Below are 15,681 nucleotides of genomic sequence, written 5' to 3' on the forward strand. Positions count from 1 at the left end.
ATTCTGATACTTTTAAAAAAACTATTTAATATTTTTATCTTGTTTATTTCAGTATTAAAAAATAATAGTTTATGATAATCAAAAAAGCCATGCATCTTTTACATAGAAAATGTTCTCAAATCGATGAAGAACTCTGTTCTAATAGCATATATAAAGAATATATTTTTACAGAAATACTATTACTATTATAACAAAAAAAGCAGAAAAACTCTGCTTCTAACTCCCTAAGGTACTAATGAAAGAATACTACGTTAGTGAATAAAATAGATTATTTTTTTATTCACTATTAGCTCATTGAACACCCTTGATTTTTAATTATTATCTATAAGGTCTAATATTTCTGTATATCTCCTGAAAATTTCAGTATCCTGCAATCCATTTTCTTTTGCTTGTTGATATCTCCATCTTAAACACCCCAAGACATTATCCTTTTCATCAGAATAATTCCAGCCCTTTATAGTATAAATTGCTAATCTTTCTAACAAGCATTCTAAAACATCGGTTAACAGCTTTTCATTTATACTACTTCCAATACTCTCTATCCCTTCCCTATGGAAGTAGATTTCTTTATGAATATAAACAATTTTTTCTGATTTAAAAAATAATTTATAATTTGTTCGGGAATCTTCTATCACCTTTCCTTTAGGAAATCGAATATTCGTAAACAACTTCTTGTGGAATAATTTTCCCCAACTGGTTACATATACATAACCATCTAATTCTAATGATGGGAGTTTTAATACAAGTTCCTCTCCTTTATATGTTCTCTCATAGTACTCATCCCAAATATGAACATGATACAATCTGTCACTCTCATTATAGATTGTAAAGTGTGCCACAACAGTATCTGCACTATGTCTAATAGCTGCTCGATGTAAATCTTCCACATAGGTTAAACTTAACCAATCATCCGAATCTACAAAGGTTAGATACTTTCCATTTGATTTTTCAATTCCATAATTTCGTGCATCAGATAAGCCTCCGTTTTCCTTTTCAAAATAGTGAAATCTGCTATCTCTAGCAACATATTCTTGACAGATTTCTCCAGATGAATCTGGCGAACCATCATTTATTAATAGAACTTCGATATTTGAATAGGTTTGATTTTCAATACTATCCAAGCACATTCGAAGATACTTTTCAACATTATAGATGGGAACGATAATACTAATTAAATCATTTTTATTTTCTAGCAAAAAGGGATATTCAGTTCGTTCTGCTAATTCCAATTTTTTACGTACTTGCTCTGCTTCATCTAAAAATTGATGTGCTTCCAACTGTCCTAACATTCTCTGTAAGACATAGTCATACATGTTAAAGGAATGTTGAATATTGATCCCTGCTAAATCCTTTGTTGCTCTTATCCGTTCTTCAATCGCGTCAATATAATCTAAATGTTTGAGAGAAAAAACGCTAGATAATCCTGAAGGATTCATTCGATAAACATAAGACGCATTGTTAAAAACATGAATGTTGTCAGCTCTCATATAGAGTTTCCAAATTAAAAATTGGTCCTCAGCATATTTTCCATATGGAAAACGGAGCTCATCGAACAAACCTCGTTTAAACAGCTTTCCCCATGCAGTAGAAAAAGTCAAAAAAGGAACATCCAGCATAGAATCTAATACTTGAATCGCTTGCGCTGATGTGAAAGAAATTAAGGATTCACTCTTAAAATGATCATTATAAAAATAGAAATCAGAGCCATCAAAGCGACAATAACCTCCAATTAGTATATCAGAATCACTTAGACGACTCGCTTGATATAATTTTTCTAGGTAGTTTTCAAAAAGAAAATCATCTGCATCTAGAAAGGTGATATAAGCTCCCTTTGCCCTATCTAGTCCATAGTTTCGAGCATCAGATAAGCCTCCATTTACCTTTTCAAAATATCGGAAACGGCTGTCACGTTCTGCGTAATCTTGACAGATGGTTGCTGAACTATCTGTCGATCCATCATTCACCATCAAAACTTCAAAATCCTTAAAGGTTTGTGACAGTACACTATCCAAACACGATTTCAGATAATTCTCTGCATTATAGATGGGTACAATGATTGATATTGTTTCTGTTTTCAATATATTTCTCACTTTCCTTACTATTTCTATATAAAACTATAAAGACTGTCTAGGTACTCTTACCTCTATTTTTTAAATCTAGTAGCCATAATTGCTGCTCTATTTTTTTAAAGGTGACCGTATCAGACATATCCCATACTGTTCCCATATTATACTTCATCCACTGTAATAACCCAATGTGATGCTTTCTAGCTTCCGTCAAATCAATTCCTGCCAAAGCAAGGGTAAGTAAACGACCTTCTGAAACTTCTAAACTTTGACAAATAGGTTCCTCCCCTGGTGCTTTAGAAGCACTATCTCCACGGTCACGATAACAATATGGGGCTTTATGAAGATAGATAATACGTTCAGAAATCAAAAATAATTTATACATTAAATCAAAATCTTCTGCCCAAGATATGTCTTCGGAAAAACAAAGGCGGTCAAACAGAGATTTTTTAAATAATTTACTCCAAGAGCTCCCCCAAGCTATATCTGTACCAAAGGTTGAAAACATATAGTTAAAAAAGGAATCATTGGGTTGAAATACAAGAGGTTCATTTGTTTCAGCGACATGAAATAAAAACATTGCATCCTCTTCACGAAACGTGTAATAATTTGTAACCACGATATCCGCCTCTTGCTCTTTTATTGTTTTGTATAAAATCTCTAAATAATTTGGTTCAATCCAATCATCCGAATCAATAAATGTAATGTACTCACCCCTCGAATGTTTGATTCCAAAATTACGAGCTGAAGAAACTCCACCGTTTTCTTTTTCAAAATAACGGATTCTGTCGTCTTTTTCGACATACTCTTGACAAATCTGAGCTGAAGCATCGGTAGATCCATCATTTATTAAAAGCAATTCAAAATAAGAAAAAGATTGTTCTATTATACTATCTAAGCATTTTCTGAGATAGGATTCCACATTATAAATAGGAATAATGATGCTGATTGTTTCTAACATTACACTTCCTTTGCTTCCTTAACTCTTGTTAGAAGAGATAAGTTGTAAATTTTCCTTAATATGACGATATGTTTCTGTATCTTCCATACCCCATACCATTCTCATATTGTATTCAGTAATTTCTAAAAATGTTCTATAGCGATCAAAATGCTTCGTCACATCATATCCCATAATAGCTAAAAGAGCTAAGCGCTCTGCTACATGATTTAACTGTGCTGTGACAAGGGGATATATTTTGCTCTTTGATATTCCAGAGTCATTTTCTCTATAAATATAAGTATCTTTATGAACATATACAATCTTATCTACTTGAGTATATATTTTATAGATCAATGCAACATCCTCACCTATCACACCTTTGGGAAAGCGTAAAAATGAAAATACACTTTTCTTATATAAGCTACCCCAGATGGTAGAAAAAGATAAATCATTTCTTTCAAGAAATGATAAATCATCAATCAATTCTTCTGAAGTATAAGTTTTTTCATAATATTCTCCGAATGTATGAAGATAGAAAGTCGCAGTGGAGGTTTGATAATTAGCATAGTTTGCGATAGAGATGTCTGCATCATTGTTTACTAATGCATTATAAAGAATAGTCAGATGTGCTGTGTCTAAAAAATCATCTGAATCAACAAAGGTAAGATATTCTCCTTGCGCCTGTTCAATTCCATAATTTCGAGCATCCGAAAGACCTCCATTTTCTTTTTCAAAATAACGAATACGTGCATCTTTTTCGGCGTATTCTTGACAAATTAGGCCTGAGCTATCTGTCGAACCATCATTTACAAGAATAACTTCATAATTGCTAAAGGTCTGCTCTAGAATGCTATCTAAGCATTGTTTGAGATACTCTTCGACATTGTAAACCGGCACGATAACACTGATTAATTGATTTTCCATCACTCACTCTCTTTTATTTTCTAAAAATAGGTAGTCCCCATTCTCAGCATGTTCCAATTTTTCGCGCACCATTGCTTCTTCTTGGACAAATTCTGTTCCCTCTAACATGGATAAATTTCTCTTTAAAGCAAATTTATACTGATTAAAGGCTAATTCCATCGGATATTCTAGCTCAGGCATCTCTAGCAAGGTTTCAATACGTTCTTCAATCGCATCTATAAAATCTAAATGAGATAAGTTATAGTTCTGAGTCAGTCCTTTAAAATTGATTCTGTAGGCATAAATATCTGAATCATACCGAGTCATCTTTTCACTTGCTAGATAGAGTTTCCACATAATGAACTGGTCTTCTGCATATTTCCCCTTAGGAAAGCGAATTTCATCAAATAAATGCTTTTTGAATAATTTTCCCCAAACTGCAGAATAGCGGAGGAGGGTATAATCCTCCATGCTATCCATACCTTGTATAGCATCTCTCGCACTGAGCGGAAACAGTAGTTCGTCTTCTTTTGGTTTTGGATAAAAATAAAACATACCTTCTTCAAAACGACAAAATGATCCTACGACAATATCTGCTTCAGTTAGTTGACTTGCATAATACAGATTTTCAATACTCTTCTCAAACATAAAGTCATCTGGATCACAGAAAAAGATATAATCACCCGTCGCAATATCTAATCCTGCATTTCGAGCATCCGACTGTCCACCATTTTCCTTATCAAGAAAGATAAAACGAGAGTCACCTTCTGTCAATTTCTTTGCAATAGTGATACTATCATCAAGACTACCATCGTTGACAATGATAACCTCTATATTCGTATATGTCTGTAGCAAAATATTTTTAATACAATGTTCAATGTATTCCTCTACATTATACACAGGAATAATAACCGAAATCAATGGAACATCCATATATTTATACCTCTCTACTTAGTCAAGTCTGCAACAATTTGATTGTTATAATTTTCATCCTCTATAAATTCAATCCCTTGGTCAAAATTAAATTCTGCTGTATGCTTATGTTTTAACTGTACCTTTGTCTCTGCTCCCATTTGCATCCACTCATATTCAGAATCAATATGGCCAAAGTCTAAGGCACGATACCCTAATCTAGATAACCGATAAGCCAATATTTTGGCTGTTGGACCAAGCATCAGTAAAATTAGTCGTCCCGCCGCGTGATTTAAAACGGTTTGTTGAATAACATCCACCTTTGAAAAAGCATGGTGGGAAGGACAAATAATGCGTTTTATAGAGCGAACATTGTTAAATAAATCATTACCAACTCCTGCTCGTGTAGTCGCTCCCTCTACAATAAGTATATCCTCATCTGCAAATAAGGCCTTGATTTTTTCAAATTGGGTAGTAGCTTGACTCTTATCTTTGTTATCAATATAAAATCTTGAAATCCAGGTTGACCCATATTTCTTAGCCTGACAAATCTCTTTGAAAAACCTTCCATGATAATCTAACTCATTTTTCCAAAAATTTTCTGAATCTTTATTTTGGAGAAAATTTCCCTTAAAAATTTCAAAAATTTCTGGTAAGCACACAAGTACATTATCTTCCTTATCTGCATTTATCAAAATTTCTCTCATTTCTTGAGCTAATTCTTCGCTATACTCCTGATATGCAATACTATTTCCGTTTATCAGACTAAACTCACCATCTCCAAATCGAACCAAAGATTTATCTGTTGCTATAAGCTCATCCAAGGTCTCATCTATAGACATGACTGTAATATCAAACAATTCTTCCTGTTCAAAAGCCTGATTAAATCTCTCTGCCCCAATTTCAGAAAATAAGCGTATCGCATCCTCCAGCTTTTCAATTTCTTTTCTCAGAAATAAATACTGAGGCACCTTTCCCTTATGCGTAGCATAGAATGAAAAAATAGGTTTATTCAGCTCTTCCATGCTTCTTAAAATGGTTTCATCTACGTCCCCATAATTAATATTCAAATAAGCATCTATACCCTTAAATAGTTCCTCCAAGGTAGCTGTGGTGCACTCTGGGTGCAGATAAATATTATCAAACTGTCCCAATGAATTTAAATATGGACCTACAGCAGTATAAGCTGAGATATGAAAGCGATGTTCTGGAAATGTTGTTGCTAAATGTTCAATGCCTTCAAAGCTCTCTGTTGTTGTAAAAGTAAAGAAATCGAGACCTTGTTTCTTATCCTTTACAAAACTAAAATCATCAAGATGATGGGCTAGCAACTGTTGAAAATCAAGATGATAGAAATCCCACCATTTTTCACGAAATCTATAGGAGACAGAACTATTCCACGGCTTTCTATTTGTTGTATAGTGAATAACAATCGGATTATATTCTAGATTAAAATGTTCCTGCCAATTATTATAAAAAGCAACCAAATCATACCCTACTTGAACATTGTAACGCTTAGCTAATTCTAAACAATTATCTTGAAATAACTGATTAAAAATCGACTGAGAATTCTTAAAATCTTCTAACTCTAATTGTTCATTTTTCTTATTTGAACAAATCTCTAGACATTGTTCCGAAATGCTTAATTCTCTCCATTTAGCAATATCTATAAGCAAAACACCAGTATTATAACTTCCATCTATATCTCTTACAGCAGCAACTGGAAACCCACTTAAATCTATTGAAAAAATAGACTTTAAATCACCATTTATGACAGTATCACTATCGATATAGAGAACCTTCTCTCTATCCACTAAATCTGCTATAAAATATTTGACATAAGCAATTAGACTGCTATGGTTTGAAATTCCTAATTTACAAGATATTTTTTCCGTATCAAACGGAATACTGTAGACAGCTCCTCCTAAAATTTTTGCGACACGTCTAACTTTTCTAAACCAGTCTGTCATAATTCCTTGATTAATAATATAAAAATCAACGGATTTATTATGATACATGATAGATTTCATGGTCACAGTCAATTGTTCTGTGTAAGCTTGATCAGCAATCAAAACGATTGCAATTCTATCTGATGTCATTTCTCCTCCGAAATTCCATGATTAATACTATTCTGCACTCAAGTCTACAACAACTTGACTCAAATATGCTTCATCATCTGCTAATTCTATTTCTGTATCTAGATTAAATTCTGCAGTATGTTTATTGTGTAATAAAACCTTATTTTCAGCTCCCATCTGCATCCACTCATACTCAGAATCGACATGTCCGATATCAATGGCCTGCATACCCTTGATAGCAAGTTGATAGGCTAAAACCTTAGCTGTAGGACCAAGCATTAACAAAACCAAACGTCCATCAGCATGGTTTATTATTGCTTCCATTATCTCATTTTTCTTATCATAAGCATGGCGAGATGGGCAAATAATTCGCTTGATACTCTTGGCGCCATCAAATAAATCATTTCCTACCCCAGATCTAGAAGTATATCCTTCTACGATAAGGATATCTCTTCCTTCCCATAGTTTTTTCAACTTTTCAAACTGAGATTTTGCTTTTGATTTATCTAAAAAATCAATATAAGGTCTGGAAATAAAAGTTGAGCCGTACCAAGTATTTTTACAATAATCTAGATAAAATTCCTCATAATCCTCTAGATATTGTCTCCAAAAAGCTAGAGCATCTGGAACAAAAGAGAAACGATTTTTCAATCCTTCTTGTAAACCAATAATTAATGTAGGACTACTTTCTTGATTAAAAATAAATTTCAATTCTTCTGCAAGTTTAGGGTCATATTTCTGATAATTAATAGATTGACCTAGCATGATTGCAGCCTCGCCATCACCAAATCGAGCGATTGAAGATTGATGCTCCAGAATATAATCAAGCGTTTCATCTATGGTCTGCACCTCAAAATCAAATGGCTTCTTGGGCAATTGTTTTGTTTCAGTATAATTCCTTATTGCAGCTACCATAGCATCAACATTTTTGATAGAAAAGAGATACTGGCCTTTTTCTCCATTTTGTGTTTTATAGAAGGCAAAACTAGGAATATTTTTTTCTAATAGGCGATTAAACACGCCATCTACTTCCCCACCATAGTTAATATCCAAATATAGATCAGTCTTGTCTAATAGTTCCTCAATCTTTTCTGAATCTGAGGCCGGATATAGATAGACATTTTCTTTCTCAGCTAAATCAGTTAAACGTGGTCCCATCACAGTTCTAGCAGCAATGCTAAAATCACACTCAGGAAGCTGTTCTACTAGATATTCAATTTGTTCCAAATCTTGACTATTTGTAACTGTCAATAGTTGGATACCTCGTGATTGTTGATTGTGGCTAATTCCTAATTCAAAAACTGCTTGCAATAAAAATTGTTTTGCATAAAAACCTTGACTTAGTAAAAAGGAAAAATAACCTACTCTACTACACATTTGGAGATAGGCTTCTTCTGATAGTTGTTCCACCAAATTGCTTGCTTCCTCTAAGTTATCAACAACAAAGCCCAATCCTTGCTCTACTATAAAGTCCGAGTTAGACAAGGTAGCAGGAATAATAACAGGAATGCCTGCAGCTAAATAAGTACTCAATTTATAAGAAACATTCATACTGTAGTAATCTACATTTTGTTCTTCATTTTGATATGTAGTCCAAACAAGTCCAAATCCGCCCTTCGATAACTCTAAAAGCATTTCTTCATCCGTCTTCCAACCCGCAATATAAACTTGATTCGATAAAGGAAAGGGTTCTTCATTTGTAAATACTGTTAGCGGAATTGTACCTTCCCAAGTTTTTAATTCTGGGAAACGACTTAAATTTCCTGCAAAATAAATTTCTTTTTTAAATATAGGTTCATGTAAGTCCAAATCATGAGGATGATCCCACATTCTTTGAAAAATGATTTTTTTTACATTCAATCCTTTTTGAAGTAGTTTCTCTTTCATAGCTTCTGATGGTAAGATGATACTATCTGCCATGTTGTAAAGATTGATATAATCCTGCATCAAAAATTCATTTGCTTTAAACATCAGAGGAATCACATCATGAACAAATACTATGATTTTCACATTGAGAAGTTTCAACTTACTTAAAAATTCTCTTTCAAACTCTAGACCATTCCAAGTAGGTGTTTGAAAAATGACCACATCTCCCATTGAAACACTTGCTAGAATCCCGTCTAATCTTCTACTTCTCTCTTCTACAGTTTCAGCTGATGCATGGTAAAAATAAATCCCTAACTCTCTAAATCCTAGTTGACTAGCTATCTTTTGAACAGCATTTTGAGCAATGGTTGCTGTACTTTCTCGAGCCATCCCATACAGATTGGTAATATGTAGCTTCATTTCTCTCCACTTTCTATCATATCTTTTTTCCTAGTTCGTGATTTCAAACAATCCTCTCAACATCTACAAAAACTTTTTCTTGACCTACAGACTGATATATTATCCTTCTAATAGAAATAGTACCTCTTGCAACCATCTTGCAGTTTGAGTAAATTCCAATTCCTCGAATTTTATCTTGTCAACTAAATAGCGAAGATACACAATACAGTCATCTACATACGAACTAACTTCTAACTTTCTAGCAGTTAGAAATGCAATAAAATTCAATCGTTGTTGAATATCACTCCTAATTTTTTCTAATTCAAAATGTTTGTATTCATCACTACTAGTTCGATAAATGTAATTATCTTTGTTTACATATACAATTTTATCAGAAATTAGATATAATTTATACCAAAATTCCATATCTTCTCCTAAAGTTGTTTCTTCATTGAAACGAATAGTTTCCACTCTTACACTCTTAACCAATTTCCCCCAGGTAGAGCTATAAGAATGATCAAAAGAAGACAATGCTTGCAAATTATCAATCAATTCTTGACCTGTAAATGTCTTTTTATCATATCCTCTTTGAAAAATATGAAAGTAGAAACAATTATCTTTTATATTGAATTTTTTATATGTCGAGACAGCTATATCTGCTCCTTCTTCTAAAAGAGTCGTATATAAAACTTCTAAATAATCAGAATCTACCCAATCATCCGAATCAATAAAAGTAATATACTCTCCTTTAGAATGCTCAATTCCCAGATTTCTTGCAGAGGACACCCCACCATTTTCCTTTTCAAAATAACGAAAACGAGAATCTTTAGAAACATATTCTCTACAAATATCCGCTGAATGATCAGGTGAATCATCATTGATTAATAAACACTCGAAATTTTGATATGTTTGAGCAACAATACTATCCAAGCATTGTCTCAAATAATTTTCTACATTGTAAATTGGAATTACAATGCTGATTAATTCATTTTCCAACATTTTATGATTCGCTTTTCTCCTCTAGTAAAAACATAACCTCATGAAGCCACCTTATTGTTTCAGATGTATCATATTCAGGCGACTCCTTTAGTCTCGCAACTTGACTTGTAATTAAAGATAAACAAGTTTTTACATATTTTGATACATTTACACCTCTAACTGCAAGAAATGCGATAAAATTCAATCGCTGTTGAATATCACTACGAATTTTTTCTAACCCAAAATGTCTGTCAACATTATCTAAACGATATATATAGCTATCTCTATTAACGAACACAACTTTGTTAGAAATAAGATATAATTTTAGCCAAAATTCCATATCTTCACCAAGGGTTGTCATTTCGTTAAAAGCGATCTTATCTAACAGACATTTGCGAACTAATTTGCCACATACATAACGATAGGAATAATCAAATGTATCTAAATCTATAAATTCATCAATTAATTCTTGATTTGTAAATACTCTTTTTTCATATCCCCTCTGAAAAGAATGAATATACCAGCAATTATCCGCCATATGAAACCTTTTATAAGTAGATACTGATATGTCTGCATTCTCATCTATAAGCGCATTGTAAAGGACTTCTAAATAGTCAGAATCCACCCAATCATCTGCATCAATAAAAGTAATGTACGTCCCCCCCCGAACATTCAATACCTAAATTTCTAGCTGATGATACTCCACCATTTTCTTTCTCAAAATATTTGAACCGAGAATCCTTCTCAAGATACTCTCTACAAATATCAGCAGAATTATCTGGAGAACCGTCATTGATTAATAAACACTCAAAATTTTGATAAGTCTGATTCTGAATACTATCTAAACACTGTCTCAAATAATTTTCAACATTATAAATTGGAACTATGATACTAATTAATTCATTCATAAGCAATTCAACTATTCTCCTAAGAATTGTCTAATAGACTCTACCATTTTCTCCGGCTCTGCCGAAGAAAATATATGACTTCGATTATTCGCATCATGGCTAGTATTTTCAAATGCAAATATTGGTTTTGATAACTGTTTAACCACTGAAAGAATGTTATCTATTTCCTGATAATGATTAATATCTAAATAAAAATCTAACTTACTCAGAATTTCTTGAGATTGATATGAAGTATAATTAGGATAAAGTGATACGTTCTTAAAAACTTCTAAATTAAATACTCTCGATCCAAAATAACTATGAGCAAAAATATGAAAATGGACATTTGGAAGTTTTTCTACAAGATATTCTATATGTTCCAACTCTTGCGTATCTGTAAAGATAGCTGTATGAAATAAACTAACTGTTGCGATGTCACTAAACGATGTCGGTTTTGTATCCTTTTCTGATAAAATAGTTTGCCAATCTAAACCATTGTAAAACCACCATAATTCTCGATATCTTGTTTTTATCGAATGATTCCATGGTTTATGTTTTCCTTCAAAATGGATAATAGCCGGCTCATATGACACATCCCATTTCTGTAAAAACCAATCTGGTCTTTTTTCATAAAAAATTTCTGCATCTAGCCCAACCATAAAATCAAAATAGGGAGTTAACTCTTTCCATTTATCTTTAAATAATAAATTTAAAACCCCTTGATCTCCATATACTTCTTGGTGTTTTTCATGAGTTAAATCTAGCAATTGCTGACAAATATTTTCTGACACCCATTTGTCAACATTAACAACCATCATTCCTGCATTAAAAGAATTTACATCCCATGAGTCCCGAACAGCGAGAATATAGTTTCCATCAAAAGATATTTCAAATAACTTATCCAAGCTTTTGTGAACGATCATATCACAATCTAAGTATAAAGCCCTACTTTCTTCCACAATTTCAGGAATAAAATAGCGAAAATAGGTCATATATCTAATATGCTTATTAGGAGTAGAAAAGTGTTTTACTTTTTCTGAATCAATCCTTATATTTAAAATTTCACAGTTTATTTTCCCCAATTTCTTTTCCATGAGACAGAACCACTCTTTGGGAATATCTTCGTTAAAAATGTAAAATTTCAAATCCTTATTATGATAACAAATAGATTTAATAGTCGTTTCCAACTTGTCACGATAATTATTATCTGCTCCTAAAACAATCGCTTTTTTTATATCCATAGCTCCAAATTATCCTCTTTCTTTTACAATAAGATTCCCATCATTATAAACCACACTATTAGCCGGAATATCTTTACGCACTAAGCATCCTGCACCTATAATGGTATTATCCCCAATAGTCACTCCTTTTAAAATCGTGACATTACTTCCTATCCAACAATCTCTTCCAACTCTAACTGGTGCTGTAGTCCACTGCCATTTTTCGATTTTCTCAGCTGTGTAGATATGATCATGGTCGTAAAAACGAACTCCCTCTCCCATCATAGTTCCAGAACCGATTTCAATTCTTTCCATACAGTTGAAACTACAAGAGTTATTAATAAAGACACCATCATGCAGTATTAACTTCCCTGAAGAAACATGGAAATTCTCAAAATTTCTACAAATGACATTGCTTCCCACAATTAGACTAGCTTTACTATCAATTTGAAATACATTCCAATTTCCATCTTGGATGATATTTTCTTGATGATTGGTACATACTCTGACTTCATTCAGATACTCTCTCACTCTAGAAACCAATTTATCTGGTGTACTTGATAGAAAAACTTCCTGCCCCTGATTTCCATGGACTGTATTATCAAAAGCAAAGGCAGGTTTCTCAACCTGCAAAAATCTCGATACAATAGCATTCACTTCTTGAAAATGATTGATATCTAGTAAGAAATCACACATATTCACTAGAAAGTCAATTTGCTGATCAGTTGTAACTGTCACGAGACGGACATTGTATTTTGACTCCAGTACTCCTATCTTTTCAGAAAAGTGTACAGGAGCTGCAATATGAAAACAAATATCTGGTAAGTTTTCTAAAATATATTCTAATTGTTCAATCTGATCACTTACAGTTAAAATTAGTGCATCGCCTCGCACAGTATTTTTCCTCATCTATTTAACTCTCTTATTCTATCTATCATTTCTGAAACTTGATCAATCTGATATATCTCTTGATTCGCTTCATACGATTTTGTATTTTCAAAGGCTAAAATTGGTTTATTTTGGGAAATAAATTGCTCTAATATCTCTACTTCCTTCTCACCATAGTTGATATCTAAAAGTACTTGACTCGTCTCTACCAATTCTCTATCCAATTCCTCTAAAGATACTGTTCCAGAATAGACAGTGACATTTGGATACACAACAAATCTAGAAAGATTCTCACTAACGATTACTCTTGCTGCAATCTTAAATTGCACTTCTGGTAAAGCCACTATTAGTGTTTCCAACTGCTCAATTTGATCTGAAGCTGTATAAATCAAACAAGAAAATGGAACTTTTAGAGAATAAAGATGCAATTTTTTAAGAGAATGTAAATGATAATTTTTTCCCAACTCTGTCCATTCCATATCATGGTAATACCACCAAACATCACGATAGGTTTGTCCAGCATGTACCTGCCAAGGCTTTCTCTCTGATAAATAATGGATGATTCCTGGATATTCTTGACCATTTGGAAAACGATAGTTTGCGAAACGTTCATGGATGACAATATGATTATTATCAAAATCTAGTTCTAGCCATTTATTTTCAAAAAGCATATTTAAAATACTTTGATCAGCCTGATCCACTTTATCATGCCATTCATTGGTTAAATCAATCAACTTTTGAGTTATATTCTCTTGCTTCCAAAGAGCATTATTAATCAAGAGAACACCTGCATTAAAGATTTCTCGACCAAAATAGACTCTGCCTCCAAAATCTCGAATAGCAGCCAAAGGATAGTCCTGTAAATCTGTAGCAAATAAGTCATCTAGATTTTTTGTTACTACTAAATCGCAGTCTAAATAAAGAGCCTTGTCCTCTTTCACGAAATCAGCCACAAAATAGCGCAGAAAAACAGTGTAACTGATATCTGTTTTGTAACGTGAAATTTGCTCAGAAGTTACCCGACAATTGATAATTTCTGAATCAAACTTTTCCAAGCGCTTATTTAATTGTTTCAACCATTCATTAGGAAAATCACTATTAATCAGATAAAACCGAATCGAACGATTATGATAACAAATGGACTTAATAGTCGTCATGACCTGCTCGACATAGGCATAATTTGCTGCGAGGACAATGGCTTTCTTTTCCTTTTGCTCCTGTATTGATAACTGATTCAAAAGAGTTCTTTTCATTTCAAACTCTTTATACGTTGCTGTGTCAGATAAACCACTAGCCTGACCGTTCGCGAGACTGACTTCCAACATCTGACGATAAACTGTTAAGTGCTTCTCAAGTGGATAACCCATATTAGCTAGTAGTGTAATACGCTCAGACATAGCATCAACCAAGGCATGCATCCACTTTTCTGTCCAAGTTTTTGTAATACTTCCACTTCTCTGACGATATGCGTACAGACCTTTGTTTAAATAAACTACTTTATTTACAGATAAGTACATTTTTTGATTAAAATAACCATCTTCGCCGAGTTTTCCTTTATCAAACCGGAGATAATCAAACAATTTCGCTTTGTAGAGTTTGCCCCAAGCAGATATCAAAGCAAAACTCTTCATTTCTTGAGATTCATATAAGTTTTCAAAAATAGAAATATTGTCATATACTTTCTCATAATAGGAATCCCCATATATATGGAAATAATATGTTTCCTCATCTTCATTGTAAGAATAATAATTTCCAACCGCAATATCAGCCTGATACTCTACTATTTTTTTATATAGAGTTTCTATATAATCTTGTTCTATCCAATCATCAGAATCAATGAAAGTTACATAGGAACCAGTCATCTTGTCCAGACCTACATTTCTTGCATCTGATAAACCACCATTCTCTTTTTCAATATAGACAATTCGATTATCTTTTTGTGCATACTCTTGACAAATTTCACCCGAATTATCTGTAGAACCATCATTGATTACAATTATCTCAATATTTTTATATGTTTGATTAATTAAACTATCCAAACATTTTTCTAGGTAATTTTCAACATTATAAACTGGTACAATTACCGTAATTTTTTCAGTCATGTAATCGTTCTCCTTTCTTACTATTATAACATTTTTTATGCTATTTTTCTGTCTCCCTTAACCTTTAAAACGCAAAAAATCCCCTGGATGATTTTTCATCCAAGGGATTCTTCATAAATCGAAATAATAATACTTTCTATGTATTTTTAATCCGATTACTCTTCATCATCACGTTTACGGCGTTTTGCAAACAGACCTAAACCAGTCACAGCTGCCAAAGCTCCAAGGAGTACAGATGATTTGGAAGCTTCTGTACCTGTATTTGGCAATTCTTTTTGAGATTTACCTGTTGATTCAGAAGTATTTCCAACTTGTGAGTTCGAATGGTTTGCTGAATTTGAAACAGAAATCGAAGTACTTGTCGATGCTGAATTTGAAACTGATGTGCTCACTGAGGCTGAAACTGACGCTGAGGCTACCGCGCTTGTTGACGCTGAAGCTG

At 33.0% G+C, this 15,681-nt stretch carries 11 protein-coding genes and 2 pseudogenes; all 13 read right to left on the minus strand.

Going from position 1 to position 15,681, the window contains the following annotated elements; genetic code table 11:
- Positions 1-311 precede the first annotated feature (311 nt).
- Complete coding sequence (locus HMPREF2613_RS11055) at positions 312-2,078, minus strand: glycosyltransferase family 2 protein (RefSeq protein WP_148129947.1); 1,767 nt, start codon at positions 2,076-2,078, stop codon at positions 312-314.
- Positions 2,079-2,127: 49 nt separating this feature from the next.
- Complete coding sequence (locus HMPREF2613_RS06760; protein WP_070479816.1) at positions 2,128-3,027, minus strand: glycosyltransferase family 2 protein; 900 nt, start codon at positions 3,025-3,027, stop codon at positions 2,128-2,130.
- An 18-nt stretch (positions 3,028-3,045) separates the two neighbouring features.
- Positions 3,046-3,930: a glycosyltransferase family 2 protein gene (locus HMPREF2613_RS06765; protein ID WP_061590254.1), complete on the minus strand. Its 885-nt coding sequence runs from the start codon at positions 3,928-3,930 to the stop codon at positions 3,046-3,048.
- Positions 3,931-3,933: 3 nt separating this feature from the next.
- A complete protein-coding gene (locus HMPREF2613_RS06770) occupies positions 3,934-4,842 on the minus strand; it encodes a glycosyltransferase family 2 protein (RefSeq protein WP_061590255.1) in 909 nt (302 codons plus the stop codon).
- 14 nt (positions 4,843-4,856) lie between these two features.
- On the minus strand, positions 4,857-6,920 hold the full coding sequence (locus HMPREF2613_RS06775) for an SP_1767 family glycosyltransferase (protein WP_061590256.1): 2,064 nt from the start codon (positions 6,918-6,920) through the stop codon (positions 4,857-4,859).
- 27 nt (positions 6,921-6,947) lie between these two features.
- Positions 6,948-8,057, minus strand: a complete 1,110-nt coding sequence (locus tag HMPREF2613_RS11780) for an SP_1767 family glycosyltransferase (protein ID WP_315940751.1) — start codon at positions 8,055-8,057, stop codon at positions 6,948-6,950.
- Positions 8,058-8,189: 132 nt separating this feature from the next.
- Positions 8,190-9,185 (minus strand): annotated as a pseudogene (locus tag HMPREF2613_RS11785) (sugar transferase); the annotation flags it as partial.
- A 99-nt stretch (positions 9,186-9,284) separates the two neighbouring features.
- The gene (locus HMPREF2613_RS06785) at positions 9,285-10,163 is read right to left on the minus strand and encodes a glycosyltransferase family 2 protein (protein WP_049488433.1); all 879 of its coding nucleotides are present in this window, start codon (positions 10,161-10,163) and stop codon (positions 9,285-9,287) included.
- Position 10,164: 1 nt separating this feature from the next.
- Positions 10,165-11,050 (minus strand): annotated as a pseudogene (locus HMPREF2613_RS06790) (glycosyltransferase family 2 protein).
- A gap of 11 nt (positions 11,051-11,061) precedes the next feature.
- Entirely contained in the window at positions 11,062-12,270 is a 1,209-nt protein-coding gene (locus HMPREF2613_RS06795) for a glycosyltransferase (RefSeq protein WP_049488436.1), read from the minus strand.
- 9 nt (positions 12,271-12,279) lie between these two features.
- Entirely contained in the window at positions 12,280-13,158 is an 879-nt protein-coding gene (locus HMPREF2613_RS06800; protein ID WP_070479818.1) for an acyltransferase, read from the minus strand.
- The gene (locus tag HMPREF2613_RS06805; RefSeq protein WP_070479819.1) at positions 13,155-15,239 is read right to left on the minus strand and encodes a glycosyltransferase; all 2,085 of its coding nucleotides are present in this window, start codon (positions 15,237-15,239) and stop codon (positions 13,155-13,157) included. The genes HMPREF2613_RS06800 and HMPREF2613_RS06805 overlap by 4 nt, the downstream gene beginning before the upstream one ends.
- A gap of 155 nt (positions 15,240-15,394) precedes the next feature.
- On the minus strand, positions 15,395-15,681 hold a 287-nt coding region (locus HMPREF2613_RS06810; protein ID WP_148129948.1), incomplete at its 5' end, for an LPXTG cell wall anchor domain-containing protein.

Origin of the sequence: Streptococcus sp. HMSC070B10, assembly GCF_001808665.1 — a bacterium.
Taxonomy (GTDB): Bacteria; Bacillota; Bacilli; order Lactobacillales; family Streptococcaceae; genus Streptococcus.